The sequence below is a fragment of the Streptomyces sp. NPDC045846 genome (genome assembly GCF_056431605.1).
Window position 1 is genome coordinate 202,840 of record NZ_JBWKKJ010000011.1, and the last position, 19,237, is coordinate 222,076.

The window sequence follows — 19,237 nt, forward strand, 5'->3', positions numbered from 1 at the left end:
GCCTACATCTCCTCGGTGACGTACCGGCGAAGCCAGGCCTTGAAGTCCGGGCCCAGATCCTCACGTTCGCACGCCAGTCTGACAATGGCTCGCAGATAGTCTCCGCGATCACCGGTGTCATAGCGGCGGCCCTTGAAGACGACGCCGTGCACCGGGCCGCCGATCGTCTCGTCCGCGGCCAGCTGCTGGAGGGCGTCGGTGAGCTGGATCTCGCCACCGCGGCCGGGCTCGGTGGTGCGCAGCACGTCGAAGACCGCCGGGTCCAGGACGTAGCGGCCGATCACGGCGAGGTTGGACGGGGCCTCGGCGGCCTCGGGCTTCTCGACCAGCCCGGTGACGCGCACGACGTCACTCTCGGCGGTGGTTTCGACGGCCGCGCAGCCGTAGAGGTGGATCTGCTCGGGATCGACCTCCATGAGCGCGATGACGCTGCCGCCCTCGTGCTCCTGGATCTCCACCATCCGCGAGAGGAGCTGGTCACGGGCGTCGATCAGGTCGTCGCCGAGGAGCACCGCGAAGGGCTGGCTGCCCACGTGCGGGGCCGCGCACAGCACCGCGTGGCCGAGGCCCCGCGGGTCGCCCTGGCGTACGTAGTGCATGGTCGCCAGGTCGCTGGACTCCTGGACCTTGGCGAGCCGGTTGGCGTCGCCCTTGCGGGTCAGCGCCGACTCCAGCTCGTAGTTCCGGTCGAAGTGGTCCTCCAGAGGACGCTTGTTGCGGCCGGTCACCATCAGGACGTCGGAGAGGCCCGCCGCCACCGCCTCCTCCACCACGTACTGAATGGCCGGCTTGTCCACCACCGGCAGCATTTCCTTCGGCGTGGCCTTGGTGGCCGGAAGGAACCGGGTACCGAGCCCGGCCGCGGGGATGACAGCCTTGGTGATCCGTGGGGGCGACTGAGTCATGCGGGGCACCCTATCCGCTGCGTATGTGCGGAGGATGTTCCGCCGGTGAATTCGCTCTCTTACCCGCGCATTTGATGGGGATTGCAGAGACACGGTGAGTGATCACGCGGCCGAAAAGGCCCTCTTGCGGCGCAGCCTGCTCGACGCCAGGAGGCGGCGGCCGGACGAGGAGCGGCGCGCGGCGGCCCTGGCGCTCGCCGACCGGGCCCTCGCCCTGCCCGAACTCGCGGCGGCCCGCACGGTGGCCGCGTACATCTCGGTGGGCGGCGAGCCCGGCACCCGCGCCCTCGTCCACGCCCTGCACGCACGGGGCGTACGGGTGCTGCTGCCGGTGCTGCTCGCGGACAACGACCTGGACTGGGCCCTCTACGCGGGCCCCGGGCACCTGGTTCCGGCCGGGCGCGGGCTGCTCGAACCGGACGGCGAACGGCTCGGCCCGGACGCCGTGACCGCAGCCGACGCGGTGCTGCTGCCGGGCCTCGCCGTGGACGCGCGCGGGATGCGGCTCGGCCGGGGCGGCGGCTCCTACGACCGGGTGCTGGCCCGGGTGGAGGCGTCGGGGAACGCGCCCGCCCTGGTGGTGCTCCTGTACGCGAACGAGGTGGTCGCGCGGGTCCCGGAGGAACCGCACGACCACCCCGTGCAGGCTGTCGTCACCCCCTACGGGGTGACGCGCTTCGGCGTGTGAAGGCCCGCTCTACGGCGTGAGCTTCAGCGTGTCGACGGTCGCCCCGTCGACCGCCTTGCCGCTGAACGACCAGTCGAGCAGGTCGCCCTTGGCCCACTTCTCCGTCTGGTCGGAGTAGTGCGCGCTGTAGGCGTGGCCCGAGGCGCCGGTGAGGTTGATCCACTTGGACTTGTCGAAGTCCTTGAGGTTGACGACCATCCGCATCGAGGGGACCCAGGTGACGCCGTAGTCGCCGCTCGCCGCGTTCCAGCCGGTGGCGTTGACCGCGGCCTCGCCGCCGCCCAGGTTCCACGGGCCGCGGTTGAGGACGTACTGGAGGAAACCGGGGCCCTCCTTGCCGAGGGTCTGGTTCTTCAGCATCAGCTGGTGCAGCCGGCCCCAGCTCCAGGTCGTGGTGTCCTTGCCGAGCTTGGCGGTCAGCTCCCAGCGGGCGTCCTTCATGGCCCGGGCGAGCAGCTGGTCGCGGGTGGTGGTCGCCTTGTCCAGACGCGTCGCGGGCGACTGCCACCAGGTGTTGTTCTGGTCGTTGAAGATCTTGCGGACGACCTCGAACCAGCGGTCGCCGCCGTCGGGCTGCGCCGAGTCGCCGTCGCGCTCGCCGCACTCCTGGACCTTCTGGTTCGGGTCGTCGACCGGACCCGTGCCGGCCGGCGGCGTCACGTACAGGCACTCGCCCTTGGGCCGCAGCTCCTTGGGCAGCTTGTTGCCGAACGCCAGCTTCAGGACGTTGCGCCACACCGAGTTGAAGTAGGCGGCGGCCGCCGAGTCGTTCTCCTGGGTGTAGTCCCAGCCCTCGAGGAGCTTCTGCGCCTCGCGGACGGAGGGGTCCGTCACGTCGATCTTCAGCAGAGCGGGCGTCAGCAGCGCGGCGATCTCGCTGCTGTTGTCCATCTGCATCTTCTGCATGTCCTCGGTGGAGATCTTCCCGCCGCCCTTGATCTTCGACTCGATGAGGTCGTTGATCCGCTGGCTGCGGGTGCCGTAGCCCCAGTCCTTGGTGATCAGGTACGGGTACTTCTTCTCGTCGATCACGGCCTGGTTGGCGGTGACGATGAAGCCGCGCTTGGGGTTGTACTCGTAGGGCAGCGCGTCGAAGGGAACGTAGTTCTTCTTCCACGTGTACTTCGAGTCCCAGCCCGGGGCGGGCATGGTGCCGTCGACGCCCTCGGCGCGCACCGGGATCCTGCCCGGGGCCTGGTAGCCGATGTTGCCCTTGGTGTCGGCGTAGATCAGGTTCTGGGAGGGGACCTCGAAGTCCTTGGCGGCGGCCCGGAACGACTTGAAGTCGTTGGCGCGGTTCAGCTCGAAGACGGCGTCCATGGACTTGCCGGGGTCGAGCGCCGTCCACCTCAGGGCGACCGCGTAGCCGCTGCCCCGGTCGGGGGCCGCGGAGTTGACGGGCGCCTTCTGGCCGACCTTCTCCAGCTCGTCGTCGCGGTCGGAGATCAGCGGGCCGTTGTTGGTCTCGCGGATCGTGATGGTCTTGCTGGATCCGCCGGCCACCTTGATGACCTCCTCGCGCGTGGCGAGCGGCGTCTCCTTGTCGTCGTACAGGTAGTTGGAGCCGGAGATCTTCTCCAGGTAAAGGTCGGTCACGTCGGCGCCGAGGTTGGTGAAGCCCCAGGAGACGTCCTGGTTGTGGCCGATGACCACGCCGGGCATCCCGGAGAAGGTGTAACCCGCCACGTCGTAGGAGCACGCGCTGGAGACCGTCCGGCAGTGCAGGCCCATCTGGTACCAGAGCGAGGGCATCATCGGCGCGAGGTGCGGGTCGTTGGCGAGCAGCGGCATGCCGGTCGTCGTGTACTGGCCCGACACCACCCAGGAGTTGGAGCCGATCCCGCTGCCGTTCGGGCCGAGCAGCGCCGGGATCTTGTCCAGGGTGTCGGAGAGCGCCGAGAGCTGGCTCTGCATGCCCTGGACCGCGCCCAGGGCGGTGCCCGAGGTCCCGTCGGAGCTCGTGGCGGCGCGCGTGGGGTCGAACTTGCCGGTCGCCTTGTTGTACGAGCCCTCGTCGACGATGGGGCGGTGGGTCGCGGACGGGTAGGCCGGGTACAGGTCGTTGATCTGCTTCGGGCTGAGCCGGCTGGTCATCAGCGACCGGTCGATCTCGTCCTGCATGTTGCCGCGCAGGTCCCAGGCCATCGCCTTGAGCCAGGCCACCGAGTCGACCGGCGACCAGGCCTCCGGCTTGTAGTCGTTGGTGAAGCCGAGGGCCGCGTACTCGACGGAGATGTCCTTGCCGTCCTTGCCCTTCAGGTACGCGTTCACGCCCGCCGCGTACGACTGGAGGTACTTCTTCGTGGCGGGCGTCAGCTTGGTGTCGTACTCCTGCTGCGCGACCTTGCGCCAGCCCAGGGTGCGCAGGAAGGCGTCGGTGTCGACCTGGCCGCTGCCGAACATCTCCGAGAGCCGGCCCGACGTCATGTGGCGCCGGACGTCCATCTCGTAGAACCGGTCCTGCGCCTGGACGTAGCCCTGGGCCATGAAGAGGTCGGCGTCGTTGTCGGCGTAGATCTGCGGGACGCCGTAGTCGTCGCGCTTGACCTCGACCTGACCGTGCAGGCCCGGCAGCTTGATGGTGCCGGTGGTCTGCGGGAAGGAGGCGCGCACGGTGCTCACTCCCCAGTACGCGCCGTAGGCGACGCCCGCGACCAGCGCCAGCACCAGGACGAGGACGAACAGCCTCAGGCGGCGTCCCCTCTTCCTGCTCGTCTTGCCGGCCGTCGTACCGGCGGAAGGGGCGGTTGTGGTGGCGGGCATCGCTGTCCTTCGAGGGGCAGGGTGGTCCAGGAGTGCTGGGAGCAACCATAGGCGCAGCCGCTGACAGCCCCTGACGCGGTGTCGCCGTTCGCCCGCCGGGACGTCGCCCACAGGAGCCCGCGCGTAAAGAAAGCGTCAAAGATTAGGTAAGGTAACGAAGTACCTTGGGCGACGGAACGTTTCACCAGGTCTGCCCCAGGGGTCCCCGGATGCGCACCCGGCGCAAAGGGATGCACGATTTTCATGGGGTGCCTCGACGGTGCCTGAGGGGAAGGATCGGCCACTGACTGTCCACCAGCTCAACGAACTCCTGCTCATCTGCTCGCTCGTCCTGCTCATCGCCGTCGCGGCGGTGCGCATCTCCTCGCGCAGCGGGCTCCCCAGCCTGCTCCTGTATCTCGGCATCGGGATCGCGATCGGGCAGGACGGCATCTTCCACGTCAAGTTCAGCGATGCGGAACTGACGCAGGTGATCGGCTATGCCGCACTCGTGGTGATCCTGGCCGAAGGCGGCCTGGGCACCAAGTGGAAGGAGATCAAACCGGCGTTGCCGGCGGCCGTCGTGCTGTCGCTCGCCGGCGTCGCGGTGAGCGTGGGCGTCACGGCGGCGGGCGCGCACTATCTGGTGGGCCTGGAATGGCGGCAGGCGCTCATCATCGGCGCGGTGGTGTCCTCCACCGATGCCGCGGCCGTCTTCTCGGTGCTGCGCAAGGTGCCGCTGCCCTCGCGCGTCACCGGCGTCCTGGAGGCCGAGTCCGGCTTCAACGACGCCCCCGTGGTGATCCTGGTCGTCGCCTTCTCCACGCCGGGACCGGTCGACTCCTGGTACCTGCTGGTCGGGAAGATAGCCCTGGAGCTCGCCATCGGCGCCTCGATCGGGCTCGCGGTGGGCTGGCTCGGCGCGTTCGGACTGCGCCACGTGGCGCTGCCCGCCTCCGGCCTCTACCCGATCGCGGTCATGGCGATCGCCGTGTCCGCCTACGCGGCCGGCGCGATGGCCCACGGCTCCGGATTCCTCGCCGTCTACCTCGCCTCCATGGTGCTCGGCAACGCCAAGCTGCCGCACTGGCCCGCCACCCGGGGCTTCGCGGACGGGCTCGGCTGGATCGCCCAGATCGGCATGTTCGTCCTGCTCGGCCTGCTGGTCACCCCGCACAACCTGGGCGTCGACTTCTGGCCCGCCGTGATCATCGGCCTCGTCCTGACGATGGTCGCGCGGCCCCTGGAGGTGCTGCTCAGCCTGCTGCCGTTCAGGATGCCGTGGCAGGAGAAGGCCCTGATGTCGTGGGCGGGCCTGCGTGGCGCGGTGCCCATCATCCTCGCCACGATCCCTATGGTCTCCGGGATCGAGGGCAGCGAGAAGGTCTTCAACATCGTCTTCATCCTGGTCGTCGTCTACACCCTCATCCAGGGCCCGACGCTGCCGTGGCTGGCCCGCAAGCTCCAGCTCTCCGATGCCGACGAGGCCGCCGACCTGGGCGTCGAATCGGCTCCCCTGGAGCGGCTGCGCGGCCATCTGCTGTCCGTGGCCATACCGCCGAAGTCGAAGATGCACGGCGTCGAGGTGCACGAGCTCAGGATGCCGTCCGGCGCCGCCGTCACCCTGGTCGTGCGTGACGGCAAGAGCTTCGTGCCGGGACCCACCACCGTGCTGCGCCAGGGCGACGAGCTCCTGGTGGTCGCCACCGATCCGGTGCGCGACGCGGCCGAGTCCCGGCTGCGGGCGGTCGGCCAGGGCGGCAAGCTCGCGGGCTGGCTGGGCACCGGTGGAGCGGCGAACGAGGCGCCCCGCAAGGCGAAGACCGGACGAACGGCGGGTTAACCCTGGTGGCGCCCGTGTTAAGCCGCATGACGGCCGAATAAACAGAGGCCTAAACTCGGCACTCCGTGCGGATTCATAGGCACGGAGTGCCAAAGCTCTGTATCATGAAGGCACACCACTGATCGACCAACTCTGCCTGACGCAGAGCTGGCGCGACCGTATGGCGGTCGGGAGCTCCCCGCAGCAGCCCCCGGCATCTACCGCAGTTCCGCGCAAGAGGACAGCTCTCGGCAACGCCCGCACCCACAGATCTGTGCATGGGGCGCGCTACCAGGCGGCAGAAAGGCAAGGGGCCGTGGCATCCACGGTCACTTCTGACAAGCGGCCCGGTTACGGGCAGCTTCTGCGCACACCCGGCGCACTGTCCTTCCTCCTGCCCGGCTTCGCGGCCCGGCAGCCCTTCGCGATGCTCACCATCGGCATCCTCCTGCTCGTCCAGCACACCACCGGCTCCTACGGCGGCGCCGGCGCGGTGGCCGCCTTCACCGGCGTGTCCATGGCGCTGTTCGCCCCGCAGAGCGGCAAGCTCGCCGACCGCTTCGGGCAGCGCGCGGTGCTGGTGCCCGGCGTCCTCGTGCACGCGGCCTCCGTCTCCGCGCTGACCGCCCTCGCGCTGGCCGGCGCCCCCCTGTGGGCGCTGTTCCTCGCGGCCGTGCCCACCGGCGCCTCGGTGCCGCAGGTCGGCCCCATGGTGCGGGCCCGCTGGGCCAGCAAGCTCGACGGCTCGCCCCTGATGGCGACCGCCGCGGCCTTCGAGTCCGTGACGGACGAGTTCACCTTCGTCATCGGCCCGGTCCTCGCGACCGCCCTGTGCACCAGCGTGCACCCGGCGGCCGGACTGATCGCCGAGGCGTCGCTGACCCTCGTCGGCGGCCTCCTGTTCGCGGCCCGGCGCGGCACCCAGCCGCCGGTCCGCAGCGCCGCCGAACGCGAGCAGGGCGAGCACACCTCCGCGCTGTCCATCCCGGGCGTACGCGTCCTGGCGATGGCCTTCCTCGGCATCGGCGCGGTCTTCGGCGGCATGCAGGTCTCGCTCACCGCGTTCGCCGAAGAGATCGGCAACCCCGGCATCAACGGCGTCCTCTACGGCATCTTCGCCGCCGGCAACATGCTGGCGGGCATCGCCTGCGGCGCCATCGCCTGGAAGTCCGCGCCTCGCACCCGGCTGATCGCCGGCTACGCGGCGCTGACCCTGGCGGCCTCCGGACTGTGGGCCGCGCACTCCGCGCTGCTGCTCGGCGGCCTCGGCCTGATCGTCGGCCTGTGCATCGCCCCGGCCCTGATCACCGGCTACACGCTGGTCGAGACGCTGGTCCCGGCCACCTCCCGCACCGAGGCGTTCACCTGGCTGACGGGCGCGGTCGCGCTGGGCCAGGCCGCCGCCGTCACGGTCGCCGGCCGGCTGACCGACGCCCACGGTTCGACCGCCGGATTCCTGGTGCCGATGGCGGGCACGGCGCTGGCCCTGGTCACGCTGCTCGCCCTGCGCTCCCGGCTCGCCCCGCGCCCGGCGACACGTACCGTGGCGCGTGGCGTCGGTCACCGTGTCCCCGTCACGGTGGACTGATCCCGGGGAATACGTCACTATGGACCGTCGTTAGCACTCATCGAGTGAGAGTGCCAGGAGGAAGACAAGTGCCGACCTACCAGTACCAGTGCACCGAGTGCGGCGAGGGCCTCGAGGCGGTGCAGAAGTTCACCGATGACGCCCTGACCGTATGCCCGAACTGCGACGGACGCCTGAAGAAGGTGTTCTCGGCGGTCGGCATCGTCTTCAAGGGCTCCGGCTTCTACCGCAATGACAGCCGCGGCGCGTCGTCGAGCAGCTCGCCCGCGTCGTCGTCCTCGGCGCCGAAGTCGACCGGCTCGTCGAGCTCGGACGCCAAGCCCGCCGCGTCGGCGTCGAGCTCCGGCTCGGCCTCGTCGAGCGCCAGCCCGGCCGCCTGACCCGATTTCACCCCGAACCCCCGCCCCCGACGGCGGGGGTTCCGGCGTACCCGCCCCCGGTTAGTGTGACCGGCATGGTTAACGCAGAGATCGGCGTCATCGGCGGCTCGGGGTTCTACTCGTTCCTCGAGGACGTCACCGAGGTCCAGGTGGACACCCCCTACGGCTCCCCCAGCGACTCCCTCTTCCTGGGCGAGGTCGCGGGCCGCGAGGTGGCCTTCCTGCCCCGCCACGGCCGCGGCCACCACCTGCCCCCGCACCGCATCAACTACCGGGCCAACCTGTGGGCGCTGCGCTCGGTCGGCGTGCGCCAGGTGCTCGGGCCGTGCGCGGTGGGCGGGCTGCGCCAGGAGTACGGGCCGGGCACGCTGCTCGTGCCGGACCAGCTGGTGGACCGTACGAAGGCGCGCGTCCAGACCTTCTTCGACGGGCTGCCCCTGCCGGACGGCACGGTTCCCAACGTCGTGCACACCACGTTCGCCGACCCGTACTGCCCCAACGGCCGCAAGGCCGCGCTGACCGCGGCCGACGGGCGCGGCTGGCAGGCCGTCGACGGCGGCACGATGGTCGTGATCGAGGGCCCCCGCTTCTCCACCCGTGCCGAGTCGGCGTGGCACGCGGCGATGGGCTGGTCGGTGGTCGGCATGACCGGTCACCCCGAGGCCGTCCTCGCCCGCGAACTGGGGCTCTGCTACACGTCGTTGTCCCTGGTCACCGACCTGGACGCGGGCGCGGAGACGGGCGAGGGCGTCTCGCACACCGAGGTCCTGCGGGTCTTCGGGGAGAACGTGGCGCGCCTGCGCGAGGTGCTCTTCGACGCGATCGCGGCCCTTCCGGCGGGCGAGGACCGGGACTGCCTGTGCACCCACGCGCACGACGGCTGGGACCTCGGCATCGAACTGCCGTGACCGGCGGGCCTCCGGCCCTTTCGGCCTGGGCCCGCGCCCTGCCGGGGCAGGAGCCTTTCGCCTTGCCGGGGCCCGCGCCCCGCGGGGGCCGGAGCCTTTCGGCCTCGCCGGGGTCCGCAGGCCGCGGGTGGGAGCCTTTCGCCTTGCCGGGGCCCGCAGGCCGCCGGGGCGGGAGCCTTTCGGCCTCGCCGGGGTCCGCAGGCCGCCGGGGCAGGAGCCTTTCGCCCTCGGCGGAGCCCGCAGGCCGCCGGGGCAGGAGCCTTTCGGCCTCGCCGGGGCCCGCAGGCCGCCGGGGTAGGGAGGGCTGAACAACCCTTGCGGGTGAGCGAGTTGTTCACAGGCGGGGGATGGTCCACAGGCCCCGACGCGATTCGGCGGGACACGGGATCGTGAGGAGCGTCCGAGCAGCACAGGCTCCTCACGATCGGCAGTGATCCCATGTCAGCAGCCCCCGCGTCAGCCGCCTCCCCCGCTCCCCGTCCGCTCCCCTTCCTGCCGCCCGTGCCCGCTCCGGAGCCCGGCGCGGTGCCGGTCTTCCCGCCGCTGCGGGTGCGCGGCGGCAAGCACGGACTGCGGCGCACCCTGCGCAAGCGGCGGCGCGCCATGGCCGCGGGCCTCGCCGTCACGGCGGCGGCCCTCGCCGTCTCCAGCCCGCAGGCGGCGGAGCGTCCGCACCCGGTCGCGGCCCCGGCACCGCGGGAACGCGGGCCCGCGCGGCCGCCCGCCGTGGTGTCGGCGCCGGTACGGATCGCGGACGCGGAGACCGTACGCCTGTTGAAGCCCGGCGACCGGATCGATGTGATCGCCTCCGCCAACTCGCCCTCGGCGCACGGCGACGAGGCCCGTGTGGTGGCAACGGACGCCCGGGTCACGGGAGTTCCGGACACGCGGGGAGTCTCTCCGGAGTCCGGCGCGCTCGTCGTCCTCGCCGTGCCGCGCGAGACCGCCAGGGTGCTGGCCGGGGCGGGCACGACCTCCCGGCTGGCGGTGACGCTGTGCTGATTCGCACGGGCGAACGGGCGCGTACCCAATTCGCGTGCGCGGATTGGACAGTGCGACCCCGCGCTGTCCAAGGTGGCGCAGGAGTTCGCTCCACCCCCTGCACACGCGAAGAAGGGTTCATTGGTGACCGAGGAGAAGACAGGCGTCATGGCCGGCTTCAAGGCCTTCCTGATGCGCGGGAACGTGATCGACCTGGCCGTGGCCGTGGTGATCGGCGCCGCGTTCACCAGCGTCGTGAACTCGGTCGTGAAGGGCGTGATCAACCCTCTGGTCGGCGCGTTCGGCACCAAGGACCTGGAGAGCTACACCTCCTGCCTGAAGGGCCCCTGCACGGCCGACTCCGGCATCCAGATCGCCTGGGGCGGAGTGCTGAGCGCGCTGCTGAGCTTCCTCATCACGGCGGCCGTCGTGTACTTCCTGATGGTGCTGCCGATGGCCAAGTTCCTGGCCCGGCGGGCCCGGCAGGACAAGGCGAAGGAGGGCGTGCGCGAGACGATGGAGATCAGCGAGCTGGAAGTGCTCAAGGAGATCCGCGACGTGCTGGTCGCCCAGCGCGGCTCGGGGCCCGCACAGCCCTAGCTCCGCCGCGCGCCGCTCAGATGTGGTGGGGCGGCTTCTCGTCGAGGAAGCGCGCCAGGTCGGCGGCGCTGCCCGCGGACGCGGGCCGCTCGCCCCACCCGCGATCCGTGTCGTCCGCCGACTGCTGGTCCAGCGGATCGTCGAAGACCAGCGTCGGCTTGGCCTGCTGCTGGGGCGCCGGTTCCCGGTCGCGCGGTCCGGGGGCGGGGGCGGTACTCATACGTCCAGGGTACGGCGAGCGACAACGGCCCTCACGGCTCGGGCGCGGGGCGCTCGCGCCGGGGGACCAGCGGTCCTCGCGGACCGGGTGCCGGGCTCCGGTACGGGGGCATCAGCGGCGCTCGTGCGCCGGGCACGGGGCGCTGGCCCCGCGTTCGGTTCCGGGGGACCAGAGGCCCTCGCGGGCTCGGGACGCGAGCCCGCGTCCGGTTCCGGGGGATCAGCGGTCCTTCGCGTCCAGCAGCCAGAGGCCCAGGACGACCAAGAACGACAGGACGAGGAAGCCCGCACCCCACCAGGCGGTGCCGGTGTCGCCCCGCATCCACTCGTTGACCACCACCGTCAGACCCCAGAGCTGGCCGATGACCACGGTGATCGCCAGGGTGAGGCGGGCCGTCAGTTTCGAGGAGCGCTCCGGCTCCTGCTCGCTGCCCGCGCCGGGGCCGGGCCCGGTGTGCCGGATCCGGGGGTCGCCGTAGCCGCTCGTCGCGCGGATCTGCGGGTAGCGCTCGTGGACCGGCCGGTTGAGCCGGGGCTGGGCGGAGCCGGGAGTGTACGAGGGCCGCGGGGACGCCCCGGGACCCTCGCCGTATCGCGGAGCCGCACCGCCGCCCTGGGTGCCGCCGGGCCCCGGAGCCGCAGCACCGCCCTGGGTGCCGCGCGGCCCCGAGGTTCCGCCCGAGCCGCCGGGGAACGCGTTCCCTTCCGTGCTCATGTCCGCTCACTCCCCTCGGCCCTCACGTCGCCCCTCGCGGCGTTGGACTCGCCCTTGGCCCCCGCGTTGGTCTCGGCATTCGGCTTGGCGTTCGCGCCGGGGCAGCCGAGGCGGGCCGCCAGGTCGGGGCGGGTGTCGGCGAACTGGCGGCACATGGCGTCCTTGACGCTCTCGCCGGAGCGCGCCGTGGCCACCGCCCAGACGCTGCCGTCGGGCTCCTCGACAAGGAGCACCTTGGGCAGCGGTCGCGGCGGCGGCCCGGCGGTCACCTCGCCGGTGCGGGCGTCGAAGACCCCTTCGTGGCAGGGGCAGTACAGCTCGCCCTCGGCGCCGCGGTCCTCGCGCCACAGCACCCCGCAGGCCAGGTGCGTACAGACCGCGGAGTAGCCGACGAGGGTGCCGTCCTTGAGGCGGACGGCGACCGCGCGGTCGTCCTCGCCCGGGAAGCGGAAGGCGAGGGACTCGCCGGGAGCGAGCGCGGCCGCCACGCGCTTGGCGTCGGGCGGGGCGTCGCTGTCGCCGTGCCGGTGCAGCACTCCCCCGGCCACCGCGACCCCGCCGACGGCGAGGCCGCCCGAGACGGTCGCGACGATGCGGAGGTAGTCGCGGCGGGTGGTGAGGGAGCCGGCGGCGATGCGGTCGTGGAGGGCGGCCTGGGCGGCGTCCGCGCCGGGGTCGGGAGCGGGGTGCTGGTCGGTGACGCTCATCGGGTGTCGTCCTTCCCGCCCGCCCGTCGAGCACCGCCCTGGTCGGAGTTGGCTTCGTTCACGGCTCTTCCGTTCACCTCGACGATCGGGAGGCCGCCCGGCACCGGCCACTCGACCTTGTCGGCGGGGACGACCATGGCCACGCCGGTGGAGACGACGACGTCGCCGAACGTGAAGGAGTCGGCGACCTGGACGCCGGGGCGCTCGGCACGGAGCTCCTCGACCGTTCCGTAGAACAGCGCTCCGGTCGGGCAGACCGTGGCGCACATGGGAGCCAGGCCGTAGGCGGTGCGGTCGTAGCAGAGGTTGCACTTCATTTGGAGCTTCGCCTGGAGGTCGATCTTCGGTACGCCGAAGGGGCAGGCGTTGACGCAGTTCGCACAGCCGATGCAGCGGGTGGTGTCGGCCTGCTGCACCACGCCGTCCGCGGTCACCAGGATCGCGTCGGCGGGACACACCTCGGCACACGGGGCGACCGGGTCCTCGCAGTGCATGCAGACGGTCGGAAGGGAGGCGACGGAATGACCCTCGTCGGGATAATCGAGATGGATCATGGACTTGCCGCGGTGCGAGTCGCACTCGCGGCAGGCGGACACACAGGCCTGGCAGCCGATGCAGCGCCCCGGGTCGATGAAGATCGTTCTGCCCATCATGGGTGCTCAGCCCCTCTCCGCGGTGCCCCGGCCCTGCGGGGAGGTGGGCGGCAGCGGGTCGGTGCGCGAGACCTGCGTCGCCGGGTACGCCTCGTGGCCCGGCGCGGTCGGCGGCGCAGGCACCTCGTCGATGCGCTCGGCGGCCTCGATACGGCAGGCACACACCTTGTACTCGGGGATCTTGGAGCGGGGGTCGAGGGCGTCGATGGTGAGCGCGTTGGCGGCCGTCGGGACCGGCCAGTGGTACGGGATGAACACCGTGTCGGGGCGGATGGCCGCGGTGACCAGGGCGGGGAAGACCTCGCTGCCGCGCCGGGTCACCACCCGGACCGGGTCGCCGTTGCGGAACCCGTGCGAGGGGTGGACCTCCACCCACGGGCGCGGGGTCTGCTCGACGAGCGCGCCGAGCCGGCGGGTCTGGTTGCCGGACAGGAAGTGCGCCACGGTGCGGCCCGTGGTCAGCGACATCGGATGCTCCTCGTCGTACGGGTCCATCGGCGGATGCCACTCGACGGCCTGCAGATGGACCTTGCCGTCCGGATGGAAGGTGCGGCCGCCCTCGAACAGGCGGGGCGTGCCCGGATGGTCGGTGGAGGGGCAGGGCCAGGCGATACCGCCGGTCTCCTCCAGGCGCTCGTACGTGATGCCGTAGTAGTCGTTGACCGTTCCGGCCGACGCGATCCGCAGCTCCTCGAACACCTCGCGCGAGCCCGGATACGCGAACTTGTCGCCCACGCCGAGGCGTTGGGCGAGCTGGCACATCACCCACGTGTCGGTGCGCACACCGGCGGGCGGCTCCTGCGCCTTGTTGTGCTTGACCACCCGGGCCTCGGCGTTGGCCATCACGCCCTCGTCCTCGGCCCAGGTGGTGACCGGAAACACGACATGCGCGTTGGCCGCGGTCTCGGAGAGGAAGAAGTCGAATTGAGCGTGGAACTCCAGGGTGTCGTAACCGTCCTTCACCGTCGCGTAGTTGGGAAGGGAGACGAACGGGTTGTTGCAGACGCCGATCAGGCCGCGGATCTCGCGGCGTTGCATCTGCCAGACCATTTCCATCATCGAGGTGCCCGCGGGCGGCAGTTCGGACTCCTCGATGCCCCAGATCTCGCAGATCTGCCGCCGGTGTTCGGGGTTCGAGATGGACCGCCCGCCGGGCAGCAGGTCGGACTTCTGCCCGTGCTCCCGTCCGCCCTGCCCGTTGCCCTGCCCGGTGATGGTGCCGTACCCGGCGCCGGGCTTGCCGAGGTGGCCGGTGGCCGCGCAGAGGTTGATGACGGTCAGGCAGTTCTCGACGCCCTGCGAATGGTGCTCGATGCCCCGGGCGTGCCAGGCCATCGCCCGGCGGGCGCCCGCGAAGGCCCGGGCCACCTGGACGACCTGGGAGGCGGGGATCCCGCAGATCTCGGCGGCCACCTCGGGGGTGCAGGAGGCGACGGCGGCGCACACCTCGTCCCAGCCGGTGGTGTGCTCGGCGACGAACTCCTGGTCGACGAGGTTCTCCTCGATGACCACGTTCAGTACGGCGTTGAAGAACGCGGCGTCGGTGCCGGGCCGCAGCGCGACGTGGATGTCGGCGGTGCGGGCGATGGCCGTCTCGCGCGGGTCGACCACGATCAGGCTCGCGCCCCGGTCCCGCGCGCCCCACAGGTACTGGGTCATCACGGGGAAGCACTCCCCGACGTTGGAACCGGCGATCAGCAGGCAGTCGGTGAGCAGGATGTCGGAGAACGGGTTGCCCGCCCGGTCGATGCCGAAGGCGAGCTTGTTGGCACCGGCGGCGGACACCATGCACAGACGGCCGTTGTAGTCGACGTGCCGCGTCTTGAGCGCGACCCGGCCGAACTTGCCGACCAGGTACGTCTTCTCGGAGAACAGGCTCGCCCCGCCGAGCAGCCCGAAGGCGTCGTTGCCGTGGTCTCCCTGGATGCGGCGGATCTCGGCGACCGTGAAGTCGAGGGCCTCCTCCCAGGAGACCTCGCGGAACGGCTCGTCGCGGGTGCGGCGCATCAGCGGGGCGGTCAGCCGGTCGGGGTGGTTGACCTGCTGGTAGGCGTTGATGCCCTTGGGGCAGAGCCGCATCCGGTTGATGTCGTGGTTGCGGGGCTCGACGCCGAACACCTTGCCCGCGCGGTCGACCCGGAGATACATGCCGCACTGCACCCCGCAGAAGCAGCAGTGGGTGGGCACGAGGGTCTCGCCGTTCTGGTCGGCGTGCCACTGGTCGGCCGGGATGCCGCCCGCGTCCCGGAAGTTGCGGGTGCCGGGCGGCGCGATCGAAGGGTCGAGCGGGAGGGGGGCGCTGCTCACTTGAAGCCCTTCTTGACGTGGCTGAGGTAGGCGGCGCCGCGCAGGACCCGCTTGCAGCGCGGGCAGTACGCGGCCCAGGCGTCGAAGTCGAGCTTCAGGTCGCGCATGGTGCCCTGGAGGTTCTCGACGTACGGGGCGGTGTCGATCGGCTCGCCGCAGCGCTTGCACGCGAAGACCCGTTCGTCCTGGCGGGCCGTGTACTTGAAGAGCTGCATGCCGACCGCGGCGGGCCGCTGCACGATGTGGAAGAACTTCCCGAACGGGATGTAGATGAGGGTGAACACCACCGACACCATGTGCAGCACCGCGAGGAACTGGTAGCCGCCGCCGTGCAGGAAGATCGACGAGAAGGTGAGGAGGAGGCCCGTCACGGAGATGACGATCAGCGCGATCAGCGGGACGAGGTCGTAGGCGAAGCGCTGGCCCGTGATGGCCCCGCGGTCCTTCATCCGCCGCCACAGGAAGTACGAGGCTCCGGGGATCACCAGGACGGCGGCGATGTCCAGGCCGTGGAACATCAGCCAGCCGACGAAGCTCAGCGAGTCGAAGCCGAGGACCTTCAGCCCCCAGATCCGCATCTCATAGCCGGGGCCCGAGCCGGACGCGGAGGTGAAGGTGAACCAGCCCCAGGTCAGCGGAAAGGTGATGGCCGCGGCCAGGACACAGCCCCAGAAGATCAGCTGGTGGGCCGCCCAGCGTGCGTGCGAGCGGGCGCCGAGGAACTTCTGGAAGCCCAGATACGTGGCGATCATCTTCGGCAGGGCGGTGGGTGCCCGGCGGAAGTTGGCCGCCGAGAACAGGCTGCGCCAGCCCTGCCTGAACAGCCGGCGGGCGCCGGGAGAGGAGATCCACACGGTGTAGCGGTAGGCGACACCGAAGGCCAGGAACACGGTGGCGACCGCGTAGGGAAGGAGCGCGGAGTCGAAGTCCTTGAGCAGGCGGCTGCCGAACACGATGGCCAGGATCAACAGGACGGAGACGGCGGTACCGGCCAGCGCAGCGCGCGGTGCCACCGGACGCGGGGCGCGCCCGGCGGGGGCGGCCGCCCCGGGGGGCGGCACTCCCCGGGCGGACGCGTCCGGTGCTGCGGCGGGAGGTGCGGGTGGCTCGCTCACCCTGCCACGGTAGGGAGATTTCATCCCTTTTTACCTGTTTTAGCGCTCAACGGGGTGAGTCACAGGGCTCCGGGGTGATCCGGCCGTCGGCGAGTTCGATGTGGGTGCCGGAGAAGCGGGCGCGCAGACGGCGGTCGTGGGTGACGACCACCACGGCGCCCGGGTAGTCGGCGAGGGCTCCTTCCAGTTCCTCGACCAGGGCCGGGGAGAGGTGGTTGGTGGGCTCGTCCAGGAGCAACAGGTCGACGGGGTCGCTGACCAGGCGGGCCAGTTCGATACGTCGGCGTTGTCCGTAGGAGAGTTCGCCGACCTTGAGGCGCAGGTCGGCGGGGCTGAACAGACCAAGAGAGAGGAGGTGGTCGGTGTGGGCGTCAAGGTCTCCGGCCCGCCCGTGGGCGAAGGCCTGCGGAAGGGTGAGGGCCGCGGGCCAGGGCGTTTCCTCCTGGCGCAGGTGGCCGACCCGGCCGCGGGTGCGGACGGTGCCCTCGTCGGGGACGAGTTCGTGGGCCAGGATCCGCATGAGGGTGGTCTTGCCCGCGCCGTTGGGGCCGGTGACCAGCAGGCGTTCGCGGGACCCGATCCGCAGCTCCGGTACGGACAGCCGGCCCGCGACCCGGACTCCGGTGAGTTCGGCGGCGGTCCGCGGCTCGTCCGACGTGGCGGTGGCGAGCCGGGCGGTGAAGACCAGCGGGTCGGGCGGGGCGGCCACGGGGTTGTCCGTGAGGCGTACGACGCGCTCCTTGGCGTTGCGGATCCGGCCCATCGCTCCGTGGCCCCGGGTGCGGGCACGGAAGCCACCGTGGCCGAACACGGCGAACGGCAGCTTCTGCGGGATCGCCTCCAGGCGGGATGCGTTGGTGGCGGCGAGCCGTTTGCTGCGGGCCAGTTCGGCGCACCAGTCGTGGTACTGCCGCAGCCGCCCGCGGCGCTCGGCGGCCTTGGCGGACAGGTATCCGCCGTAGCCGTCGCCGTAGCGGGACACCTTGCCCTCGGCGACCTCCAGGATCGTGGTGGTGACCCGCTCCAGGAACACGCGGTCGTGGGTGACCGCCAGGAGCGTGCCGCGGTGGGACCGAAGACGCGTCTCCAGCCAGGCCACGGCCTGGTCGTCGAGGTCGTTGGTCGGCTCGTCGAGCAGGAGCAGTTCCGGCTGGGACGCGAGCGTGGCGGCCAGCGCAAGACGGGAACGCTCGCCGCCGGAGAGACTGCCGAGCGGCCGGTCCCGTTCGAGGTGGGGCAGGCCGAGCCCGTGCAGGGCGATGTCGACCCGGGCCTCGGCCCCGTACCCGCCGCGCGCCTCGTAGCGGGCGACAAGGCGGGCATATGCGTCCAGCGCGGCCGTGAGTTCGGGTCCGGCCGGGCCGTCCAGCGCGGCTTCGGCGTGGCGGATCCGGGCTTCGAGGTCGCGCAGGTCCGCCAGGGACACGTCCACCGCGTCCTGGACCGTGGCCCCGGGAGGCAGCGCGAGCGACTGGGCGAGATAACCGGTGCCGCCGGGCGCGGTCACGGTCAGCTCGCCGTTGTCGGGGCGGTCCTGCCCCGAGAGCAGACGCAACAGGGTCGTCTTTCCGGCCCCGTTGTCGCCGATGACGCCGGCCTTCTCTCCGGGTTTGACGGTGAACGAGACATCGTCGAGCACGAGGCGGTCGTCGTATCGGCGGGTGACGTGGTGGAGCGAGAGTTGTGCGGCAGGCATGGGCAGTCCCCTGTTCTCGGCCGGGCCGGAAGGAACGGGCGGATGGACGCATCCGCGCAGGCCGGAACACTCCGCGACGGGGCCGGGCAGGCGGCGGCACGGGAGGGGCGGAACGCGGATGAGAACGTACGGCTGCGGAGCGAAGCTCAACGCGGCCGTACGGGGACTGTCACAGGGAACCCATGCCCAGCACCGTACGCGCGGCCGTCCCCACCCCGCAAAGCATTAACGGGGAGGGGGAAGGGACGGGGGTGCGCAGGGAGAACGGGGGCGTCACCCCAACTCCCGTTTATAGAAGGCCATTTGATGGCCACTCGCGGCTGCGAGGGGCGTGGCCGCTGCCTCAGACCGCGTGCAGGCCGTGGGCGGTGAAGTGCTCGCGGACGGTGGCCGCTTGGTCCGGGGTGGGTGACGGGGTGTCGTGGAGGGTGAAGTTCATGTCGAGGGCCTGCCACTTGCCCTCGCCCAGCTTGTGGAAGGGGAGGACGTCGACGCGGGACACATTGCCGAGTGAGGCGGCGAAGGAGGCGACGCCCTCGATGTTGGCGGGGTCGTCCGTGAGACCCGGCACCAGAACGAAGCGGACATGGACCTCCTTGCCGAGGTCCGCGAGGCGCCGCGCGAAGTCCAGCGTGGGCTGCAACGGCCGACCCGTGACCTTGCGGTACGTCTCGCGGTCCCAGGACTTGATGTCGAGGAGCACCAGGTCCACGTCGCGCAGCAGCGCGTCGGTGGCCCGGGTGCCGAGGAAACCGGAGGTGTCCAGGGCGGTGTGCAGGCCGAGTTCGTGCTTGTAGCGGTGCAGCAGCTCACCCGCGAACACGGGCTGGAGCAGCGGTTCGCCGCCGCTGACGGTGGCGCCGCCGCCCGCCGCGCGGATGAAGGTCGTGTACTTCGCGGCCTCGGCGACCACGTCGTCGGCGGTGGTGCGCTTGCCGTTGCGCATCCGCCAGGTGTCGGGGTTGTGGCAGTACAGGCAGGTCAGCGGGCAGCCCGAGAGGAAGGTGACGAAGCGCGTGCCCGGCCCGTCGACGCCGGTCGACAGGTCCCAGGAGTGCACCGAACCGACGATCGGCCGGCGGGTGGCCGCCCCGGCGAGCGTGCTGGCGTCCTCGTCGCGGTCGGCGTGCGCCGGGCGGCCGACGGGGATCTGGGAGCTGAGCAGAACGGCCATGGCAGGACCTTCCTGGACTGGGGCCGGCGGGGGGCTG

Annotated in this window: 17 protein-coding genes; 7 read left to right on the forward strand and 10 right to left on the reverse strand. The window is 71.3% G+C overall.

Going from position 1 to position 19,237, the window contains the following annotated elements; genetic code table 11:
- Window positions 1-2: 2 nt before the first annotated feature.
- On the reverse strand, window positions 3-905 hold the full coding sequence (gene galU, locus AC07F3_RS29885; RefSeq protein WP_479117523.1) for a UTP--glucose-1-phosphate uridylyltransferase GalU: 903 nt from the start codon (window positions 903-905) through the stop codon (window positions 3-5).
- Window positions 906-999: 94 nt separating this feature from the next.
- On the opposite strand from galU, the gene AC07F3_RS29890 reads away from it, so the two are divergent.
- Window positions 1,000-1,593: a 5-formyltetrahydrofolate cyclo-ligase gene (locus tag AC07F3_RS29890; RefSeq protein WP_479117524.1), complete on the forward strand. Its 594-nt coding sequence runs from the start codon at window positions 1,000-1,002 to the stop codon at window positions 1,591-1,593.
- Between the two features lie 9 nt (window positions 1,594-1,602).
- On the opposite strand, the gene AC07F3_RS29895 is transcribed toward AC07F3_RS29890, so the two are convergent.
- The gene (locus AC07F3_RS29895) at window positions 1,603-4,356 is read right to left on the reverse strand and encodes a penicillin acylase family protein (RefSeq protein WP_479117525.1); all 2,754 of its coding nucleotides are present in this window, start codon (window positions 4,354-4,356) and stop codon (window positions 1,603-1,605) included.
- Between the two features lie 259 nt (window positions 4,357-4,615).
- On the opposite strand from AC07F3_RS29895, the gene AC07F3_RS29900 reads away from it, so the two are divergent.
- From AC07F3_RS29900 to mscL, 6 genes are all read left to right on the forward strand, one after another.
- On the forward strand, window positions 4,616-6,178 hold the full coding sequence (locus tag AC07F3_RS29900) for a potassium/proton antiporter (protein ID WP_479117526.1): 1,563 nt from the start codon (window positions 4,616-4,618) through the stop codon (window positions 6,176-6,178).
- Between the two features lie 295 nt (window positions 6,179-6,473).
- Window positions 6,474-7,745, forward strand: a complete 1,272-nt coding sequence (locus tag AC07F3_RS29905) for an MFS transporter (RefSeq protein WP_479117527.1) — start codon at window positions 6,474-6,476, stop codon at window positions 7,743-7,745.
- Between the two features lie 68 nt (window positions 7,746-7,813).
- Window positions 7,814-8,125 carry an FmdB family zinc ribbon protein gene (locus AC07F3_RS29910; RefSeq protein ID WP_479117528.1) on the forward strand — a complete coding sequence of 104 codons (312 nt, stop codon included), beginning with the start codon at window positions 7,814-7,816 and terminating at the stop codon, window positions 8,123-8,125.
- A 74-nt stretch (window positions 8,126-8,199) separates the two neighbouring features.
- On the forward strand, window positions 8,200-9,033 hold the full coding sequence (locus tag AC07F3_RS29915) for an S-methyl-5'-thioadenosine phosphorylase (protein WP_479117529.1): 834 nt from the start codon (window positions 8,200-8,202) through the stop codon (window positions 9,031-9,033).
- A gap of 438 nt (window positions 9,034-9,471) precedes the next feature.
- Window positions 9,472-10,035 carry a hypothetical protein gene (locus tag AC07F3_RS29920; protein ID WP_479117530.1) on the forward strand — a complete coding sequence of 188 codons (564 nt, stop codon included), beginning with the start codon at window positions 9,472-9,474 and terminating at the stop codon, window positions 10,033-10,035.
- 147 nt (window positions 10,036-10,182) lie between these two features.
- On the forward strand, window positions 10,183-10,614 hold the full coding sequence (gene mscL, locus AC07F3_RS29925; protein WP_479117640.1) for a large conductance mechanosensitive channel protein MscL: 432 nt from the start codon (window positions 10,183-10,185) through the stop codon (window positions 10,612-10,614).
- A 16-nt stretch (window positions 10,615-10,630) separates the two neighbouring features.
- Here the strand turns inward: mscL and AC07F3_RS29930 are convergent, their stop codons facing one another.
- From AC07F3_RS29930 to pflA, 8 genes are all read right to left on the reverse strand, one after another.
- Window positions 10,631-10,834 carry a hypothetical protein gene (locus tag AC07F3_RS29930; protein WP_479117531.1) on the reverse strand — a complete coding sequence of 68 codons (204 nt, stop codon included), beginning with the start codon at window positions 10,832-10,834 and terminating at the stop codon, window positions 10,631-10,633.
- A gap of 219 nt (window positions 10,835-11,053) precedes the next feature.
- Window positions 11,054-11,548, reverse strand: a complete 495-nt coding sequence (locus tag AC07F3_RS29935) for a hypothetical protein (protein WP_479117532.1) — start codon at window positions 11,546-11,548, stop codon at window positions 11,054-11,056.
- The gene (locus AC07F3_RS29940; RefSeq protein ID WP_479117533.1) at window positions 11,545-12,255 is read right to left on the reverse strand and encodes a QcrA and Rieske domain-containing protein; all 711 of its coding nucleotides are present in this window, start codon (window positions 12,253-12,255) and stop codon (window positions 11,545-11,547) included. The genes AC07F3_RS29935 and AC07F3_RS29940 overlap by 4 nt, the downstream gene beginning before the upstream one ends.
- Window positions 12,252-12,908 (reverse strand): 4Fe-4S dicluster domain-containing protein, encoded by a 657-nt coding sequence (locus AC07F3_RS29945; protein ID WP_479117534.1) that lies wholly within the window; start codon window positions 12,906-12,908, stop codon window positions 12,252-12,254. The genes AC07F3_RS29940 and AC07F3_RS29945 overlap by 4 nt, the downstream gene beginning before the upstream one ends.
- Before the next feature lie 6 nt (window positions 12,909-12,914).
- Complete coding sequence (locus AC07F3_RS29950; RefSeq protein WP_479117535.1) at window positions 12,915-15,215, reverse strand: molybdopterin oxidoreductase family protein; 2,301 nt, start codon at window positions 15,213-15,215, stop codon at window positions 12,915-12,917.
- Entirely contained in the window at window positions 15,212-16,330 is a 1,119-nt protein-coding gene (locus AC07F3_RS29955; protein WP_479117536.1) for an MFS transporter, read from the reverse strand. Before AC07F3_RS29955 ends, AC07F3_RS29950 begins: the two co-directional genes overlap by 4 nt.
- Window positions 16,331-16,376: 46 nt before the next feature.
- Entirely contained in the window at window positions 16,377-18,026 is a 1,650-nt protein-coding gene (locus AC07F3_RS29960) for a TlrC/CarA/OleB/SrmB family ABC-F type ribosomal protection protein (protein WP_479117537.1), read from the reverse strand.
- A 343-nt stretch (window positions 18,027-18,369) separates the two neighbouring features.
- Window positions 18,370-19,200, reverse strand: a complete 831-nt coding sequence (gene pflA / locus AC07F3_RS29965) for a pyruvate formate-lyase-activating protein (protein ID WP_479117538.1) — start codon at window positions 19,198-19,200, stop codon at window positions 18,370-18,372.
- Window positions 19,201-19,237: the final 37 nt, after the last annotated feature.

What these genes read in the sequence shown, in the direction of transcription:
- galU (WP_479117523.1), bottom strand. Translation starts at nt 905, where the DNA reads ATGACTCAGTCGCCCCCACGGATCACCAAGGCTGTCATCCCCGCGGCC.
- AC07F3_RS29895 (WP_479117525.1), bottom strand. Translation starts at nt 4,356, where the DNA reads ATGCCCGCCACCACAACCGCCCCTTCCGCCGGTACGACGGCCGGCAAG.
- AC07F3_RS29915 (WP_479117529.1), top strand. Translation starts at nt 8,200, where the DNA reads ATGGTTAACGCAGAGATCGGCGTCATCGGCGGCTCGGGGTTCTACTCG.
- AC07F3_RS29920 (WP_479117530.1), top strand. Translation starts at nt 9,472, where the DNA reads ATGTCAGCAGCCCCCGCGTCAGCCGCCTCCCCCGCTCCCCGTCCGCTC.
- mscL (WP_479117640.1), top strand. Translation starts at nt 10,183, where the DNA reads ATGGCCGGCTTCAAGGCCTTCCTGATGCGCGGGAACGTGATCGACCTG.
- AC07F3_RS29930 (WP_479117531.1), bottom strand. Translation starts at nt 10,834, where the DNA reads ATGAGTACCGCCCCCGCCCCCGGACCGCGCGACCGGGAACCGGCGCCC.
- AC07F3_RS29935 (WP_479117532.1), bottom strand. Translation starts at nt 11,548, where the DNA reads ATGAGCACGGAAGGGAACGCGTTCCCCGGCGGCTCGGGCGGAACCTCG.
- AC07F3_RS29940 (WP_479117533.1), bottom strand. Translation starts at nt 12,255, where the DNA reads ATGAGCGTCACCGACCAGCACCCCGCTCCCGACCCCGGCGCGGACGCC.
- AC07F3_RS29945 (WP_479117534.1), bottom strand. Translation starts at nt 12,908, where the DNA reads ATGATGGGCAGAACGATCTTCATCGACCCGGGGCGCTGCATCGGCTGC.
- AC07F3_RS29960 (WP_479117537.1), bottom strand. Translation starts at nt 18,026, where the DNA reads ATGCCTGCCGCACAACTCTCGCTCCACCACGTCACCCGCCGATACGAC.
- pflA (WP_479117538.1), bottom strand. Translation starts at nt 19,200, where the DNA reads ATGGCCGTTCTGCTCAGCTCCCAGATCCCCGTCGGCCGCCCGGCGCAC.